Genomic DNA, 16,494 nt, shown 5'->3' on the forward strand with positions numbered 1-16,494 from the left:
CACTTGACCTTCGGTCAAGTGCGCCGGTCGCGGGTCAAGTGGGTCAAACTGGTTCATATCGGGGCGTTTCTAAGGCCTTTCTGGCGCCTGTTGCTTGCCGTGGCGTGACTCGGGCAACATCGGAGCGACTTGTCAGCGGCCAGTTCGAGGCGATGACAGTTACGGTGTGTTACCAGCGGCGGGTGATCTGGCCGTCGCGTTGGAGTTTCTCGAGGTGATGAGTGAGGGCTCGGCCGGCTTCCAGGATCCGGAGCACGTCGGGGTGGAAGTAGCGCTGGGTGGTGGTGATGAGCCGGTGGCCTGCGATTTCCTTGAGGACGTGCGGGAGGATGCCGGCGTCGGCCATCCAGGTCAGGCCGGTGTGGCGAAGGTCGTGGCGGCGCAGGTGTTCGTAGCCGAGGTCTCGGGTGACGTCGTCCCAGTGGGTGGCGTCGCGTAGGACGGCGGTGCTGATGCGACCGCCGCGCGGGCCGGTGTAGAGGCGGGCGTCCGGGTCGCCTCGCGTCGCTTGGAGTCGCCTGATGATGAGTGGGCGCAATGGTTCGATGATCGGGATGAGGCGGGCGACCCTACCCTTGGTGTGCTTGTCGACCAGGCCGCCGGGGGCGGGGGTGGTCTGGCGGCGGCAGGTCAGGAGCCACTTGTCGGTATCGACGTCGCGGGCCCGGACTCCGGAGACCTCGCCGATCCTTGTGGCCGTGCAGGCACTGTGGACAACGACATCACCCCATCCGCGATAGCGGTTGTATGAGGCCGCGACCAGGGCATCGGCGAGTTCGGTGAGGGCGTCCCAGTCACGCAGGGCGAGGGAGCGGGGATCCCGCAGTTCGTCTTCGACTTGCTGGTATTCGCGCTGCCAGCCGGTGATGTGGGCGGGGTTGTGTTCGAGGATGCCGTCCACGATGGCCTGCTCGAAGATGCGGGAGAGCATGGCGAGGGTGTTCTTGATCGTGGAGCGGCTGCAGCCATCGGCGATCCAGCCGAGAACTGCCGCAGTGATGAGAGCGGTGGTGATCAGGCGGAGGGGGAGCCGCCCGAGCTCGGGCTCGATCCGCAGGTGCCAGCCGGCGAGGTAGGGGGCGTGCGTGGTGGTTTCCAGGCCGGTCAGGATGACCGGGAGGCGGAGGTTGACGTAGTCACCCAACGGCATGGAGGCCAGAGACGGGAGGACAGGGCTGCCGGTGGCGTCGGCCAGGATGGTCAGCCATTGGGTGACCAGTGTCGGGTCGAGCCCATTGTGGACAGCTCCTGCCAGGAAGCTGGCCCAGGCCTGTGTCTGGGCTGGGGTGGCCTGGGCGGCCGGCGGGCGGGGGCTGGTGAGCGGTGGAGTGCGGTATTGCGAGCGCAGGGCGCTCGGCGGAGCCGGAAGGTCGGCGGTGGTGATCTCGCTGAACGGATCCGGGGCGACTGATTCCCAGGGATGCATTGAAGTACTCATGCACCATGGTTGCGCCGGTTCCGCTTGCTTGTTTGATGCCGTCATGGTGTCATTGCTTCATGCTCTACGCTGTGCCATTGCTGCAGGACATCGACCAGTCCGTCCTCGCGGAGATTGACGAGATGCGCAACCGGCTGCGTCTCCATCTGCGCACTTCACGTCGCTGGGAGGGGCAGCTGCGGCGTAATCTCACGGCGCGGGCAATCGCCGGATCGAACACGATCGAGGGCTACGCCGCGAGCGTGTCGGACGTCGAGGACATCATGGTCGGCGAAGCGCCGATCGATGCGAACGACACCGTCACGGCCGAGATCGAGGGCTATCGGCAGGCGATGACCTACATCCAGCGCCTCGCTGAAGCGGGCGACGACTTCGCCTACAGCAAGGGCCTGCTCAACTCGCTGCACTTCATGATGCAAGGCCACCACCTGATCAAACGGCCCGGCTGGTGGCGCACCGGGCCGGTGTACGTCACCTCTGCCGAAGACCCGACCATCGCCGCCTACACCGCCCCTGATGCCCAGCAGCTGGCAGCACTGACTGGCGAACTGGTCGAGTGGCTTAACGAGGGCGACCCGAACGCTCCGGGACTGGTGCGGGCCTCGATGGCGCACCTGAACCTGGTGGCGATCCACCCGTGGTCGGACGGCAATGGGCGGATGTCCCGCGCCCTGCACACCCTGGTCCTGGCCCGCGAAGGGATCATGGCGCCGGAGTTCTCCAGCATCGAGGAATGGCTCGGCAGGGCCCGCAACACCTACCGCTACTACGACATCCTCGCCGACGTCGGTGGCCCCGTCTGGACTCCCGACCGCGACACCCTGTCCTGGATTCGGTTCTGCCTGCGCGCCCACCACCAGCAGGCCCAGAGCGTCGAGCGCCAGGTGAACACCACCCGCGAGGTCTGGACCGCCCTCGACGAAGCCGTCGAGCAGCGCGGCTGGCCCGACCGCATGCTCTACGCCCTCTACCCCGCCGCCATGGGCAACCGCCTGCGCCGCGCCACCTACCAGGCCGACGCCGAACTCAGCGAACAGCAGGCCCAACGCGACATCCGCGAACTCGTCCGCGCCGGTTGGCTCACCGCCAAGGGCGAGGCCCAGGGCCGCTACTACACCGCCGGCCCGGACCTGCCCGAGAAGATCACCCGCGGAGTCCGTGATCCCCGACCGCTACGCGACCCGTACGCGTAGCTGTGGAGGGCCGCTCAGGCGGGCCGCGTATTCGTGGCGTCCTCGACGCGAGGACGGACGGATTCGGTAGCAGCGGGTTCCTGAGGGGCGGCCAGCAGCGCACGTGGAGCCCGAACCTTGCATAGACTGATTGCGGTCCAGGGTGGTTCATGTCCAGAGCGGCGCGCACGGGCCACAAGGGGGAGGCGTAGCACCGTGGAGCCACTGAGGGACGGGGACCCGAAGGAGATCGGGGGTTTTGCCCTCGTCTGCCGGATTGGAGCCGGCGGCATGGGGCAGGTGTTTCTCGGCGAGTCCGCGGCTGGCCATCAGGCCGCCGTAAAGGTCATCAAGCCCTCGGTTCTCGACGAAGACACCCGTGCCCGATTCATCTCCGAAGTGGAGAACCTGCGCACTGTGTACGGGCCGTTCGTCGCGGCCTTCGTGGGTGCCGACGCAGACGCTGATCAACCCTGGCTCGCCGTGGAGTACGTCCCCGGACCGGATTTGCGCACCTTTGTGACCGAGTACGGCCCTCTCCCGCTCGCCGAGACCGCCAGCCTCGGGGCGCTGCTTGCCGAGGGCCTTGGCACGGTGCACGACGCGGGGCTGCTCCACCGGGATCTGAAGCCGCAGAACATTTTGCTCTCCGAGTACGGTCCCAAAGTCATCGACTTTGGTCTCGCCGTGCTCGCTGAGCGCCGCACCACCCTGACGGCTACCGGCTTCGTCGTCGGCAGCGTGTTGTGCATGCCGCCGGAGCAGGCCCGAGGCGAGCATCAGTTGGACCGGCCGGCCGACGTCTACGCGCTGGGCGCGGTGCTGCTGTTCGCTGCGACTGGTCACTATCCGTACGAGGGGCCGACCTGGCAGGCCGTCGCTCTGAAGATCGAGGACCCCGCCACTCCTCCTGACCTGGCCGGCCTTCCACAGGAGCTCGGGCCCCTGATCACGGACATGCTTGCGTTGGACCCCAGTGTCCGGCCGACTCTGCCTGAGGTCATCGAGCGGCTTGTGCGGGTCATCCACGGCCAGGGCCTGACCGCCCTCCAGGCCAAGCGCCGCCTGACCGACCTGACGCCTGAGATCATCGTGCCCCAGCTTCCCGCACCCGCCGTCGAGTTCGCTCCCGGAGGTGGCGTTCCCGCTTACACGCCCACGGCCGTCGACCCGGCGGCCGTGGAGGATGATGAGCAGGTGGGCGCGTTGGTACCGGCCAGGGCTGGGCAGCACGCCGTCGACGACGAACCTGGCGAGGAATCCTGGAGCGCCGGTCCCTCTGACCCGCGGGACATCCTCCCCGGAAAGGACGGAACCCCGCCCCGAAACGGCAGGGCCACCAGCGTCCGCCCCTTGGCACCCCTGCGGATCGCCGAGCAGATCCGCGCCGCGTACGCCCGCGAGGCACGCTTCTGAGGTGCTCCGGTTCGCTTGCCGAAGCCCGCACGGCCTCCTCCGCCTCCGTGACAGACTTGCGGTCGCAGGACCGCACGGGGAACGGGAAGACGAAGGGACCGAGGGTGACCGAACAGAAGGCGATGCAGGACGGGACCCGGTTCCCGCCGGGGGCGCAGATCCTCGTACGGGACGAGGAATGGCTGGTCCGCAACACCACCATGACCGACCACGACGGGGAGAAGATCGAGGCGGTCGGCGTCTCCGAGTTCGTTCGGGACGAGGAAGCGGTCTTCTTCAGCGGGATCGACACGGTGGAGCTGCTAGACCCGGAGAAGACCTGCCTCGTCCCCGACACCTCCTCGTACTTCCGGCGCAGCCGCCTGTTCCTCGAAGCCGTCCTGCGTAAGACGCCGCTGCCCCAGTCGGAGCGGGGTCTGGCCCTCGCCGACGGCTTCCTGCTGGACCCGCTCGTCTACCAGCAGCGCCCCGCCGAGCTCGCCTTGTCCATGCGCAACCTTCGCCCGCGGGTCCTGATCGCCGACGTCGTGGGTCTCGGCAAGACGCTGGAGATCGGTCTGACCCTCGCGGAGCTCATCCGCCGCGGCCGCGGCGAGCGCATCCTGGTCGTGACTCCGCAGAGCATCTTGGAGCAGTTCCAGCACGAGCTGTGGACCCGTTTCTCGATCCCGCTCGTGCGGCTCGACTCGCTCGGCATCCAGCGCGTCCAGCGGGAGATCCCGGCGGGTCGGAACCCATTCACGCACTACAAACGCGTGATCATCTCCGTGGACACGCTCAAGAACATCGGCCAGTACCGTCACCACCTGGAGCGCATCCGTTGGGACGCCGTCGTCATCGATGAGTCCCACAATCTGATCAACCCCGGCAGCCAGCGCCGTGCCCTAGCCGAGATCCTCGCCCCGCGCACGGACGCCCTGCTGCTTGCGAGCGCGACCCCACACAACGGCGACAAGCGCTCCTTCGCGGACCTGATCTCCCTCCTCGACCCGGCCGCCATCGCCGACCGTGACCACTACGATCCGGCGGAGGACCTCGGCCACCTCTACATCAGACGGACCAAGATCAGCCCCGAGGTGCGGGACGAGATGGGCGCGGAGTGGCCCGACCGCGGCCCCACCGTCTCCCTTCACTGCTCCGCCACCGAGGCGGAGGAGCGGATTTTCACTGAGCTGGCCGAGCACTGGCTTCCCGCCTCGCTGACGAGTACGGAGTTCGGCACGGCGGACCAGGACCGCATCTCAGTCGCCACCGAGCAGCTCTTCGCCTATAACCTGCTCAAGACCTTCCTCTCCTCCCATGTGGCCCTCGATGAGACGGTCATCAATCGCATCGCGACGCTCGGTGAGCGGGTCCGCAAGGCCGAGGAGAAGGGGCTCAGGCCCGATCCGGCCATCGCCCCGGAGCAGCGGGCCCTCGGCAGGCTACGGGAGATCATCGCGGGCATGGGCGATGGCACTGCACCCGGTGACTCCGCCAAACTCGACGCTCTCGTCGAGCAGCTGAAGGAGATCGGAGTGGGGCCCCATTCCGCCACCCGGGCCGTGGTCTTCTCCGAACGCGTCCGCACCCTCAAGTGGCTGGCCGAGGTGGTCCCTGCCCGTCTGGGCTTTCCGGTTGGGGCCGACGGCACGACGAAGGCCGTCACTGTCATGCACGGCGGCCTCAGCGATGACGAACAGGCCAAGATCCTGGAGGCGTTCGGCCTCGCCGATACGCCGGTCCGGCTGCTCTTCACCGGCGACGTCGCCTCCGAGGGTGTCAACCTGCACCGTCAGTGCCACCACCTGATCCACTACGACATCCCCTGGTCGCTGATCCGCATTGAGCAGCGCAACGGCCGTATCGACCGATACGGGCAGAAGTACGAGCCCCAGTTCCGGGCGCTGATCCTCACCTCGGCTGTCCCCGGCGCCATGGACGACCGTACGGTTGCCGAGAAGCTGCTCCGTCGGGAGGAGGAGGCGCACAAGCTGGACGGCACAGCCGAGGCCGTGTCCGGTTTCTATCGGGCCGAGGAGGAGGAGCGGCGACTCATCAGAGAACTGGTCCGGGGCGGCACAGTCGAGGATTTCCTGGAGCCCGCTCCGACCGATGACACCGCCCTCGCCGACCTGTTCGGCCAGGTGGACACGATCACCGAGCAGGACCTGCCCGCACGCGCCGAGCTGATCTCCCTCTTCGAAGGAGACACGGCCGACTTCGTCGACACCGCTCTCAACGAGGTCTACAAGGAGCGCGCCGAGGACCTCATCGGCTTGTCGACCGGTACCGATGCCAAGGGCGGCACGTACTTCTCACTTTCCCCGACTATGGCCCCCGACCTGCTCCACCGTCTCAAGGCCCTGCCGCCCTCCTACCTGAAGGAGCAGCGTGTCGCCGAGCGGATGCTGGTTACCTTCGACCGGCCCCTCGCGCAACGGAAGCTCACCGAGGCCAGGGACAGCAGCACCACTATCTGGCCAGAGGTCTCCTTTCTCACAGACATCCACCCGGTTGTGGAGTGGCTGACGGACAAGGTCCTCGTCGAGTTCGGCCTGCAGGAGGCCCCGGTCATCACCACGCCCCACGTCGACGGACCGGTCTTCCTCGTACAGGGCATCCATTCCAACGCCCTCGGCCGCCCCACCGTGGTGCGCTGGATGGCCGTGACTGGGCTCGGCGCCGACGGCACCGGGACGCCTGAGGTGCGCCCCATGGCGGACGCGCTGCGCGACGCGAAGGTCGGCCCGAGGCTCGCCCGCACCGGCGAGCCACGTGACCTGAACCGGCTCCAGGCCCTCGTCCCGGCTGCTGTCGCCGCAGCCCGCCACCACTTGGATGCCGGAAGGGCCCGGTGGGAGGAGCAGATCAGCGGTCCCCTCGCCACCTACCGCGACCATCTCGCCCAGTGGCGTACTGACTCCCTGCTGCCCGGCATCACTGGTCGCCGCGAACGTCTCGTCGAGGAGACCGCCGACGAATTGGCCCGGCTTCTGGAGCAGCTGCACACCACAGGCCGCCCGCTGCTGCGTGTCCTAGCCGTCCTCGACCGCCCCGGCGACCCGGACACCCCCGGCGCCGACGACGACGCCGGCTTCTCGGGCGAGCCCTTCGCATCCGACGCTCACCCGTCCGACGCTCAGACGGAGAACTGACGTGACGTACGACTCGCTGGTCAACCACGGCGACTACCTCTCGGCCCACTACCTTGCCGAGGTTCTCCCCAAGGATCTCAAGGCCAAGGACGGCCTCCTTGCCCGCTGGGCCGCGTTCGAGGAGGAGGAACGCCGCCGCTACGCCGACGCGCTCGCGGAGGCACGACGCCAGGGTCTTGGTCCCGACTCCGTGCCTCCGCGCGTCCGAACTCCCCGCGAGGGACTGCGCGCCCTGCACGGTCCTTACTTCGCGGGCCGCGCAGCGCTCTCCCAGGACGCGGAAGCGCTCGCCGGGCCCGACGCGCTCGTCCCTACGGGCTGGCAGAAGCGGGTCACCGAACTTCATCTGGACACCCTGCATGCCCTCGGCTACACCGCTGCCCACGAACAAACCGTCATCGTCCATCGTGCCGACCACGAGTACACCTTCCAGGCCACCCACGCCGAACCCGGCCTGTACGCCGTCTCCTGCGGCTGGACCACCCAGTCCGACGCCGCTCTCGACCCGGACGGGGCAGGCCGCCTGCTCCACCCCGTGAACCTGGAAGCGTCGGCAACCCTCGAAGACGCCAAGGCCCTCACCGACTTCCTCTTCGCCTGCGACACACCCCCGCGCTACGTCATCCTGCTCGTCGGCGGCGTCATCGTCCTCGCCGACCGCCTCGCCTGGCACGAGGGCCGCTACCTGGCTGCAGACCTCGATGCGGCCCTCAACCGCCGCGACGACCGCCATGGCGGCGAACTCGACACGCTGGCCGCACTCTTCGGCGCCGACTCGCTGCGCGTCCCTGCTGAGGGGGGCACGGCGCCGCTCGCCGGATTCCTCGACAAGTCTGGCAAGCACGCCGTCGGAGTCTCCACCGAACTACGCGAGGGCCTGCGCCTGAGCGTCGAGTGGATCGCCAACGAGGTCCTGGACCGTCTGCGCGAACCGCAGAACGGCGTCACCGCAGCCGACCTGGACGACCCGGCCCGCTTGGCCAAGGAACTCAGCCGAGAGTCCCTGCGCTACCTGTACCGGATTCTTTTCCTCCTGTACGCCGAGGCCAGCCCCGCTCTCGGCATCCTGCCCTCTGACTACCCGGAGTACGAGCAAGGCTACGGTCTCCAGCGCCTAGGCGACCTCGTCTTGCGTGACCTCGTCGGCGAGCGCTCCCGGCGTGGTTTCCACCTCTACGAGTCACTGGACCTGCTCTTCAACAAGGTCGAGAACGGTCACCGCCGCTACGGCAGCGAGCCCGAGGACCTGGCAGCCGAGGCTGCCGCCCGTGAGGCAACCGAGGCGGAGAACGAGGCCGCCAGGCTGCTCGTCGCCGGTGCCATCACGCAGACCGAGCACACCGAGCGCGTCCGCGAGGCCGACCGCATGCGCCGTGCCGCCGCCCGCAGTACGAGTGCCGGCCTGCGCTTCGAGGCCCTGCGCTCCGAGTTGTTCACCAAGGAGGCCGTCCGGCTCATCTCGGACGACCAGATCGAGAACCCGGTGTACCGGGGCGGCGACGGTGAGCGGCGCCGCCCGTTCCTGGACACCCGGTTGCGCAACGAGACTCTGCACAAGGTGCTGCGCCGCCTGATGCTCACCAAGGGCCGCGGCAAGGAGCGCGGTGGGTTCATCTCGTACGCCCAGCTTGGCATCAACCAGCTCGGCGCGGTGTACGAGGGCCTGATGTCCTACACCGGCTTTATCGCCGAGGAGGAGCTGTATGAGGTCGCCAAGGGCGGCGACCCTTCGGGCGGCAGCTGGATGATCCCTGCCTCACGCATCCAGGACTACCAGGACGATGCCTTCGTCCTGCGGACGAATCCCGAGACCGGCCGCCCGGAGCGAGTAGTCCACCGTAAGGGCACGTTCGTCTACCGCCTGGCCAGCCGCGACCGCCAGACCTCCGCCTCGTACTACACGCCGAAGTCCCTTACCGAGGTCACGGTCGAACTGGCCCTCAAGTACCGGCTTGATCAGCATGACACCGTCACCCCAGCCAGGGAACTCCTGGAGTGGAAGATCTGCGAGCCGGCTCTCGGCTCGGGCGCGTTCCTCAACGAGGCTATCGACCAGGTGGCTGCCGAGTATCTGAGGCGGCGCGAGCACGAGCTGGGTCGCCGGGTGGACCCCGAGCTGCGCCAGGTCGAACTCCAGAAGGCCAAGGCGTACATCGCCCTGCACAACGCCTACGGGGTCGACCTAAACGCCACGGCAGTGGAGCTGGCGGAAGTTTCCCTCTGGCTCAACTCCATGCACCCGGGCATGCGGGCCCCCTGGTTCGGCCTGCACTTGCGGCGCGGCAACTCGCTCATCGGCGCGGGCCGGAAGATCTATAAGGCCGACGTCCTGACGGACGGCCAGTGGCTCGCGAAGAAGAACACTCTGCCGCCGACTGACTTGCCGTTCCGGGAGGGCCCACTGCCCGAGGGCGCGGTGCACCAGTTCCTGCTGCCTGCGATCGGTTGGGGTGCGGTTGCGGGGGAGCCAGAGGCGAAGAAGCTCGCGGGGGACGCGGCGAAGGCGCTCGGCACGTGGCGCAAGGGAGTGCAGAAGGCGCCGAAGGGGCCGAAGCCGTTTCAGGAGCGAGGCGGCGAGACCGACGAGGCGCGGCAGAAGCGCTACGACAGGTGGCGTAAGGCGGCGGAGAAGACCGAGTTGGGTCGGTTGCAGGGTGTCGCCCGGCGCGCCGAGTTCCTGTGGTCGCTGGTCGCCACCCGGCTGGAACTCTCCGAGCGGACGGTCGCGCGCCGCATCGACGTATGGGGCGCGGACTGGCTGGAGCAGTCGTCGGAGGCAGCGGACAAGCAGAAGGTCCTCGATGACTTGACACGGTACGGTACGCCGTACTGGCGGTTGAAGACCGTGATGGACGCATGGTGCGCGCTGTGGTTCTGGCCGCTGGACAAGGTCGGCGAACTGGATGGTACGGACCCGGTGTACGGGGCGGGGGGCACGCTCGTCGACGAGTCGTCGGTACTGGGGTTGCTGGGCGGGGCGCGCGTGGCAGTTGCCACCGAGGAGCTGGTGGAGCCGACTGGCCCCGCTTCTCGGGACCAGCGGTGGCAGGTGATCGGGCTGTTCGACGACCCGGATGGCGAGCAGGAGGAACTGGGCGCGGGCCTGGTGACCGAGTCCAGGCGGAGCTCGTCGGAGCGTAGGGCCGGCGGCAGGCAGCAGGAGCGTAAGACCATCCCGCTTCAGAGCTTCGGCGACTGGCTGGACTTCTTGGAGAAGGTCCTCGGTAAAGTCGACATGCCCGAGAACTCGTTGCTCTCGGGTATCGAGGACCTCAGTCCTGACGATGCTCTGGAGCTGTTGGCCGATGTGGAGGACCGCCTGGACGGCTTCCTCGGCATGGAACCGGCGCGGCTGCTGCCGTTCCGCTACCCGTGGCTGAACACGGTAGAGGACATCGCTGGCACGACGGAGAAGGACATAAAGGCGGAAGACGGCCACGGCTTCTTCCACTGGGAGCTGCACTTCGCGCACGTGTTCCGTGGCCCGAGAGGCGGGTTCGACCTCCAGGTAGGGAACCCCCCGTGGGTACGGCCGGATTGGGATGAGGCCACGGTGCTGGCTGAGTTCGACCCATGGTTCGAGCTGAGCGATAAGCCGTCGGGGGAGCAGTGGCGGGAGCGCAAGGACGCAGCACTGGCAGAAATGTCTCGGTACGCGTCGTATTTCGCCGATTTGGCCGCGACAGTTGGCATGGCTACGTTCTTGAGCGAGTCAGTGACCTACCCGCTGATTGCGGGTACTCGGCCGGACCTGTATCGAGGGTTCATGTGTCAGGTGTGGGGGCACCTTGGAAAGGGCGGGGCAGCTGGACTGGTTCATCCGGATACGCACTTCGGCGGTGTCAAAGAGAGGAGGCTCCGTGAAGAGGCTTATCGGCACCTGCGTCTGCATGCGGGTTTCGTTAACGTAGGCAACTGGGCGTTCGAGGCGAGCAGGAATACAGAGTTCGGTGTCCATATCTACGGCACCCCGCAGGACGCCATCCGATTCAGCAATCTCAGTCGTCTTTACGGTGTGGAACCGCTCGTAGCGTCCCTCGGTCACGATGGAACCGGCGAGGTTCCAGGGATGCGACGCGACGGAGCATGGGATCTCCGGCCGCATCGGGCACGTGTAGTCGAGGTCGACGAAGAAGTGCTCTCGGAGTGGAGGCGCTTGACCGGCCAACTGAACGTTCCACCCCAGCAATCGGTCCTGCTTTATCCTGCGACTACGGATGAGCAGGGTGCCATCACCGCTCTGTCGGGCGTGGATGATCGATTGGGTTCCCATGAGCCAAGAATTACAATCGGTATGTTTGAGAACTTGGCGACGAAGAAGCTTGGGATCTATCGCTGGGATACGAGTGCACCCGATGATTTCTCGGAAGTGATTCTCCAGGGTCCTCACCTTGGAATTGCCACCCCTTTTAGTAAGCAGCCGAAGGTGCCATGCCGAGGTAATCACGACTGGACGAGTTTCGACCTGACGGCTCTTTCGGCGGACGCTGTGCCACGGACGAACTACGTCCGTCCAGAGGCATGCTCACTGAAGAGATATGAAGGTGAACAGGATCGCTGGCTGGACCGATCGCGGCTTCAAGCTGACTGGCAGCCGAGCGCCGAGGATTGGGCGGGTCGCAGCGACATTCTGACAGAGGATGAGCTAAAACTAGGTGAGGGCGAGCAGCGAGATTTGCTGCGTCAACGGCTGTGGCTCTTTCGGCCTTATACCAAGTTTTATCGCCTGGCATGGCGGGTCATGATTCCCTTTAATACGGAGCGAAGTCTATTTCCGGCGCTCATCCCACCTGGTCCGGCACATATGGACGCCGTCAGCTCGATGGCCTTGGCAGATAACCGGACCACCGCCTTGAATGCGGGCTTCTGGGCGTCACTGGCATTCGACTACCTGCTTCGCATCACTGGCCGTTCGCACCTGCGTGTCGCCGAAGCCTTTGCTATGCCCTACGCCGACCCCTCTCACCTCCTCGCCGGTCCTCTTCTCCTGCGAACCCTTCGGCTCAACTGCCTCACCAAGGCGTATGCGCCTCTCTGGGCCGAGCTTTATGACGAGACCTGGTCCGGCTGCGAGGGCTGGGCGGTGGAGTGGCCTCGCCTTGCGCCGCTGGCCAGTGGCATCAAGAAGGCTTGGGAGTACGGCACGCCCCTCCGCACCGAGTACGAGCGTCGTGCCGCGCTCGTGGAGATCGATGCCCTGGTGGCAGTGTGGCTGGGGATGAGCGCGGACGAGCTCATCGCCATCCACAAGGCCCGATACGCGATCCTGGCGGACCGTGAGTCGCAGATGTGGTTTGACGCCAGGGGCCGGCAGCTGGCGCGGGACCCGTACGCCCACGGTCACGGCCAGGCCAGGGAGCACTACGAGCAGCTCCTCGCCTTCCAGAAGAAGGAGCGGACCGAGCCTCCCGAGGGATACACCGCGCCCTTTTACAAGGCCGACCGGGAGAAGGAGATGCGCGCAGCACACGCGCACTTCTCCGCGCGGCTTCAGGAGGCTGGTGATAAGGGGATGTGGACGCCACCGACTCAGTGAACGACAGTGCCCCGCACCGGACGGATCCGGTGCGGGGCGTGAGGGGCAGCCCCCGGGCGGCATAGGAGACGAAGTCGTTCCATGTGGCGGGGAGAGGGAGAGTTCGGGGCTTATTTGATCCTTGAAGTCCCGGACGTGGGGGCGCTCGGCCGCGTGTCGGCAAAGCGGTTGTCGCTGGTTGGACCGGTCGCGCTGACAGGTCACGATGCCGTCTATAGGCTTGCCAGGAACGGCATCAGACAGCGGCGGAGGGCGACGGGGACCATGGCGGGACTGGAGGACAGCGGAGGTGGCCGCGCCATCGGACGGAACCGGTCGGTGGGATTCCAACGGTACGCGGTCCCGGAGGACGTCGCTGGAGAGCAGGACGCGCTCTTCCTGTCGCTGGGCCCCCCCTTGGAAATCGGGTCCGACGGCCGGCCGACCGGGGTCGAGCTGGAGCTCACCTCCGGTGAGGACGAGGAGGAGGACGGCCCCTACAGCGACGGGGACGGCATCTCCGCCCCATTCCGGCCTGACAGCATCAAGATCCACACGGAGACCACCACCGTGGACCTTCTGCTGTCCCGGTTGCGGGAGGGCATGATCGACCTGGCGCCGGACTTCCAGCGCCGGGCCGGGATCTGGAGCGACGTCATGCAGAGCCGCCTCATCGAGTCGCTGCTGCTACGCATTCCGATCTCCAATTTCCACATGGCCCAAGATGACGAGGACAGGTGGGCTGTGGTGGACGGCGTCCAGCGGCTCACCGCCATCGCCCGGTTCATCGCACCCGACGTCACCGACCTAGGCCCGCTGACCCTCCGGGGCCTCGACTACCTCACCGACTTTCATGGCAGGAGCTATCAAGACCTGACCGGGCGTCTGAAGATTCGGCTGCGCGAGACCCAGCTCGTGGTCCACCTCATCCAGCAAGGCACCCCGGAGGCCGTCAAGTACAACGTCTTCTCCCGGATCAACACCGGTGGTCTGCCGCTGAAGCCGCAAGAGCTGCGGCACGCGCTGGTGCGAGGGCCGGTCCGGGCGTTCCTCGCCGACCTGGCGGAGGACCCGTCGTTCGGTGAGGCCACCGGGTGGAGCGTGTCCAACGAGCGGATGGCCGACCGGGAGATGGTGCTGCGCTTCCTTGCCTTCCGCCTGTCGAACCCAGCCAGCCACACTCGGAAGGATTTCGACCGATTCCTCGTCGACGCGATGTACCGGGTCAACGCCCTCACCGAGGACCGGCGGGCGCAGTTGGCACGGGAGTTCCGCGTGGCTATGCGGTGCGCGAGGGATCTGTTCGGAGAGCAGGCGTTTCGCAAGTGGCACGTCGGATCAGGCCGTTCTCCGATCAACATGGCGTTGTTCGAGACAGTCGCCGTCAATCTCGCGCTACTCGACGATCACGAACGGGACAGACTGGTAGCGTTTCGGGAGACGATGCTCGACAGGTTCGTCGAGCTAATGAAGGACTGGGACTTCGACCGGTCGATCTCCATCAGCACCGGGGACCCGAAGAAGGTCCGTACAAGGTTCCAGCACGTGGCACGGCTGTTCCGGGGGGTATCTGCACAGTGATCGATCGGCTGACGCTGCACAACTTCAAGGCGTTCCGCGACGCGGCGCTGCCCCTCGGCCCGCTCACGCTCCTGACGGGGCTGAACTCGTCTGGTAAGAGCAGCGTGCTTCAAGCCCTCGCGCTGCTGCGCCAGTCGTATGAAGCAGGCGGCCTCGCGGCCTCCGAGTACCAACCCGAAGCGCGATGGGGCGGACTCCGTCTCGGCGTCGCGAATCAGGGATTCCTGCTCAACGGCGAACTCGTGGGTCTCGGCACCGGAGAGGACGTGCTGCACGAGGACTTCGCGGAGGACGAGGCCCGGATCGGCCTCGCCGTCGACGAAGGGCCGCACCGCTACGGCTGGACGGTTGAGTACGACCCAGAGCAGAACCTGCTGCCGCTGCTCGACGTTGACCTGCCGTTCACCTCAGAGGGGCGCGATCGGCCAGCCGGGCCGGAGGCAGTGGCCCCGTCGTTCCTCACCGCCCCCTTCCAGTACCTGCACGCCGACCGGATCTCGCCCGCCGAGTTCTACCCGCGCGACCACTATGCGGCCATCGGCCGCGGCTTCCTGGGTGTCCGGGGTGAGCACACCGTCAACTTCCTCCGCCACCGCCACGACGCCCGGGACGAGGTCCCCGAGGGCCTGTTGCGCCATCCGGGTGCCGAATCCGACCTCCTGCTCGACCAGGTCGCCGCCTGGATGGGCGACTTGTGCCCGGGAGTGGACATCCAGGCACACGCCATCGAAGGCGCGGACGCCGTACGCCTCTCGTACGGGTTCCAGGGAACACTCGGCCCCACCCGGCGCCGTCGCCCCACCAACGTCGGCTTCGGCCTTACCTACGTCCTGCCGATCGTCGTGGCCTGCCTTACCGCCCGCCTCGGCTCCCTGGTTCTCCTGGAGAATCCGGAGGCGCACTTGCACCCCCAGGGGCAGACCCGGATGGCAGCGCTCGCCGCCGCGGCGGCCGCGCAGGGCGCGCAGGTGGTCATGGAGACCCACAGCGACCACGTCATCAACGGTGTGCGGCTCGCCGTCAAACAGGGACAGCTCGCCCCCGGGCAGTTGGCACTCCACTACTTCCGCGGCGACGGCACCGGCGTGGACGTCGTCAGCCCGCAGATCGACACGGACGGAATGCTTGACCAGTGGCCGGCAGGCTTCTTCGACGAGTTGGAGAACACGCTCGACCAGCTCATTGGCTGACACCTGCTGTAGGAGGCGGGGCAAGACGCACAGCATCGCGGAGGGGGAGAGGTGCCACAGCTGTTCCTGAACGAAAAGTCCTGTGAAACGACAGCGGACCCACAGCGGGTCAATCACGCCATGACCGAAATGGTCAGGGCCGTCCTCGCGGTGGCAAAGGAGGACCGAGCGGGGACTCTGTTGGTTTCCCGGGAGCCGGTCAACACGTTGCAGCTCGCCCATGGACATGCCATCGGCAAGTGGATCGGCACGCCGGGAACCAGGGACCTGTGGCAGCGGCTGGCGATCCTCCAGACCAAGTGGCCATACCGGGAGGCATTCCCGGAAGGGGAGACCCACTCCGACGTCGAGTACCGGCATGACGGGGAGGCGGTCGAGGGGCTCGGAGCCGCCCACCTGACGGGCGGCCTCGGCGTCTCGCTGCCGGTCGAGCCACGCTGGAATGCCGAGCAGCTGACCCTCGTCCGGGAGGAACTCCTCGACGACGAGGACGGCGGCTCCGCGCTCACCGAGGTCGAGATCCCGCACGCGGCCACTCGCGAACACGTCACGGCCCACCTGCCGTGGATCCGGCGTGGCACCGACACCGTCCGGCAGAAAGCCGTCGAGGGCATGCGGTCCGGCGCTGAGCTGTGGGCCCGCCGGTCGGAGCTCTTCCCTCTCCTCCAGTTCCTCCCGCTGGCGGAGCAGAACTTCGCCGAACTACCAGAGGTGTGGGTGCGGCCGGTAGGCGAGCGGCTGGGGGAACTTCAGGATGCGGTCGGTGAGTGGGACCCGGTGCGGCAGCCCGTCTCACCCCAGTGGCGTTCTTATGTCCGCACCGAGTTCGAGGCCAGACGGCGCCTGTGCTGGTTTCCCGACCTCGACGGCGAGAGCCGGCTGTTTGACTGGCACTGTGAGTTCTTGCCAAAGCCTGGCCGCCTGCACTTTCGGTTGGTCCACGAGGAGAGCACTCTGCGCATCGCGTATGTCGGGCGGAAACGCGGCGTGTGATCCGGACCCGGAGCCGATCGGCCGCCCCGCTACCGTAGGGGGTGAACAGGCA

8 protein-coding genes are annotated in these 16,494 nt (G+C 67.0%); 7 read left to right on the plus strand and 1 reads right to left on the minus strand.

Annotation, left to right across the window (positions count from 1 at the left end; translation table 11 throughout):
• Nucleotides 1-169: 169 nt before the first annotated feature.
• The gene (locus tag ACFU74_RS00545) at nucleotides 170-1,426 is read right to left on the minus strand and encodes a tyrosine-type recombinase/integrase (RefSeq protein WP_380749446.1); all 1,257 of its coding nucleotides are present in this window, start codon (nucleotides 1,424-1,426) and stop codon (nucleotides 170-172) included.
• A gap of 83 nt (nucleotides 1,427-1,509) precedes the next feature.
• Here ACFU74_RS00545 and ACFU74_RS00550 point away from each other — a divergent pair, with 83 nt between their 5' ends.
• The 7 genes from ACFU74_RS00550 to ACFU74_RS00580 all read left to right on the plus strand — a co-directional run bounded on the left by ACFU74_RS00550 (nucleotide 1,510) and on the right by ACFU74_RS00580 (nucleotide 16,442).
• Complete coding sequence (locus ACFU74_RS00550) at nucleotides 1,510-2,631, plus strand: Fic family protein (protein WP_380749665.1); 1,122 nt, start codon at nucleotides 1,510-1,512, stop codon at nucleotides 2,629-2,631.
• Between the two features lie 270 nt (nucleotides 2,632-2,901).
• Nucleotides 2,902-4,026: a serine/threonine-protein kinase gene (locus tag ACFU74_RS00555; RefSeq protein WP_380749449.1), complete on the plus strand. Its 1,125-nt coding sequence runs from the start codon at nucleotides 2,902-2,904 to the stop codon at nucleotides 4,024-4,026.
• Nucleotides 4,027-4,148: 122 nt separating this feature from the next.
• The gene (locus ACFU74_RS00560) at nucleotides 4,149-7,163 is read left to right on the plus strand and encodes an SNF2-related protein (protein ID WP_380749668.1); all 3,015 of its coding nucleotides are present in this window, start codon (nucleotides 4,149-4,151) and stop codon (nucleotides 7,161-7,163) included.
• Between the two features lies 1 nt (nucleotide 7,164).
• A complete protein-coding gene (locus ACFU74_RS00565; protein WP_380749452.1) occupies nucleotides 7,165-12,699 on the plus strand; it encodes a class I SAM-dependent DNA methyltransferase in 5,535 nt (1,844 codons plus the stop codon).
• Nucleotides 12,700-12,813: 114 nt separating this feature from the next.
• Nucleotides 12,814-14,259: a DUF262 domain-containing protein gene (locus ACFU74_RS00570; protein WP_380749455.1), complete on the plus strand. Its 1,446-nt coding sequence runs from the start codon at nucleotides 12,814-12,816 to the stop codon at nucleotides 14,257-14,259.
• Nucleotides 14,256-15,449 (plus strand): DUF3696 domain-containing protein, encoded by a 1,194-nt coding sequence (locus ACFU74_RS00575; protein WP_380749458.1) that lies wholly within the window; start codon nucleotides 14,256-14,258, stop codon nucleotides 15,447-15,449. Before ACFU74_RS00570 ends, ACFU74_RS00575 begins: the two co-directional genes overlap by 4 nt.
• Before the next feature lie 120 nt (nucleotides 15,450-15,569).
• Nucleotides 15,570-16,442: a hypothetical protein gene (locus ACFU74_RS00580; RefSeq protein WP_380749461.1), complete on the plus strand. Its 873-nt coding sequence runs from the start codon at nucleotides 15,570-15,572 to the stop codon at nucleotides 16,440-16,442.
• Nucleotides 16,443-16,494 lie beyond the last annotated feature (52 nt).

Source organism: Kitasatospora sp. NPDC057500 (genome assembly GCF_042802195.1).
In the GTDB taxonomy this organism is placed as follows: Bacteria; Actinomycetota; Actinomycetes; order Streptomycetales; family Streptomycetaceae; genus Kitasatospora.

Bases quoted from the DNA above. Each gene is read 5' to 3' on its own strand.
- ACFU74_RS00580 (WP_380749461.1), top strand. From the start codon at position 15,570: ATGACCGAAATGGTCAGGGCCGTCCTCGCGGTGGCAAAGGAGGACCGA.
- ACFU74_RS00545 (WP_380749446.1), bottom strand. From the start codon at position 1,426: ATGCATCCCTGGGAATCAGTCGCCCCGGATCCGTTCAGCGAGATCACC.
- ACFU74_RS00555 (WP_380749449.1), top strand. From the start codon at position 2,902: ATGGGGCAGGTGTTTCTCGGCGAGTCCGCGGCTGGCCATCAGGCCGCC.
- ACFU74_RS00560 (WP_380749668.1), top strand. From the start codon at position 4,149: ATGCAGGACGGGACCCGGTTCCCGCCGGGGGCGCAGATCCTCGTACGG.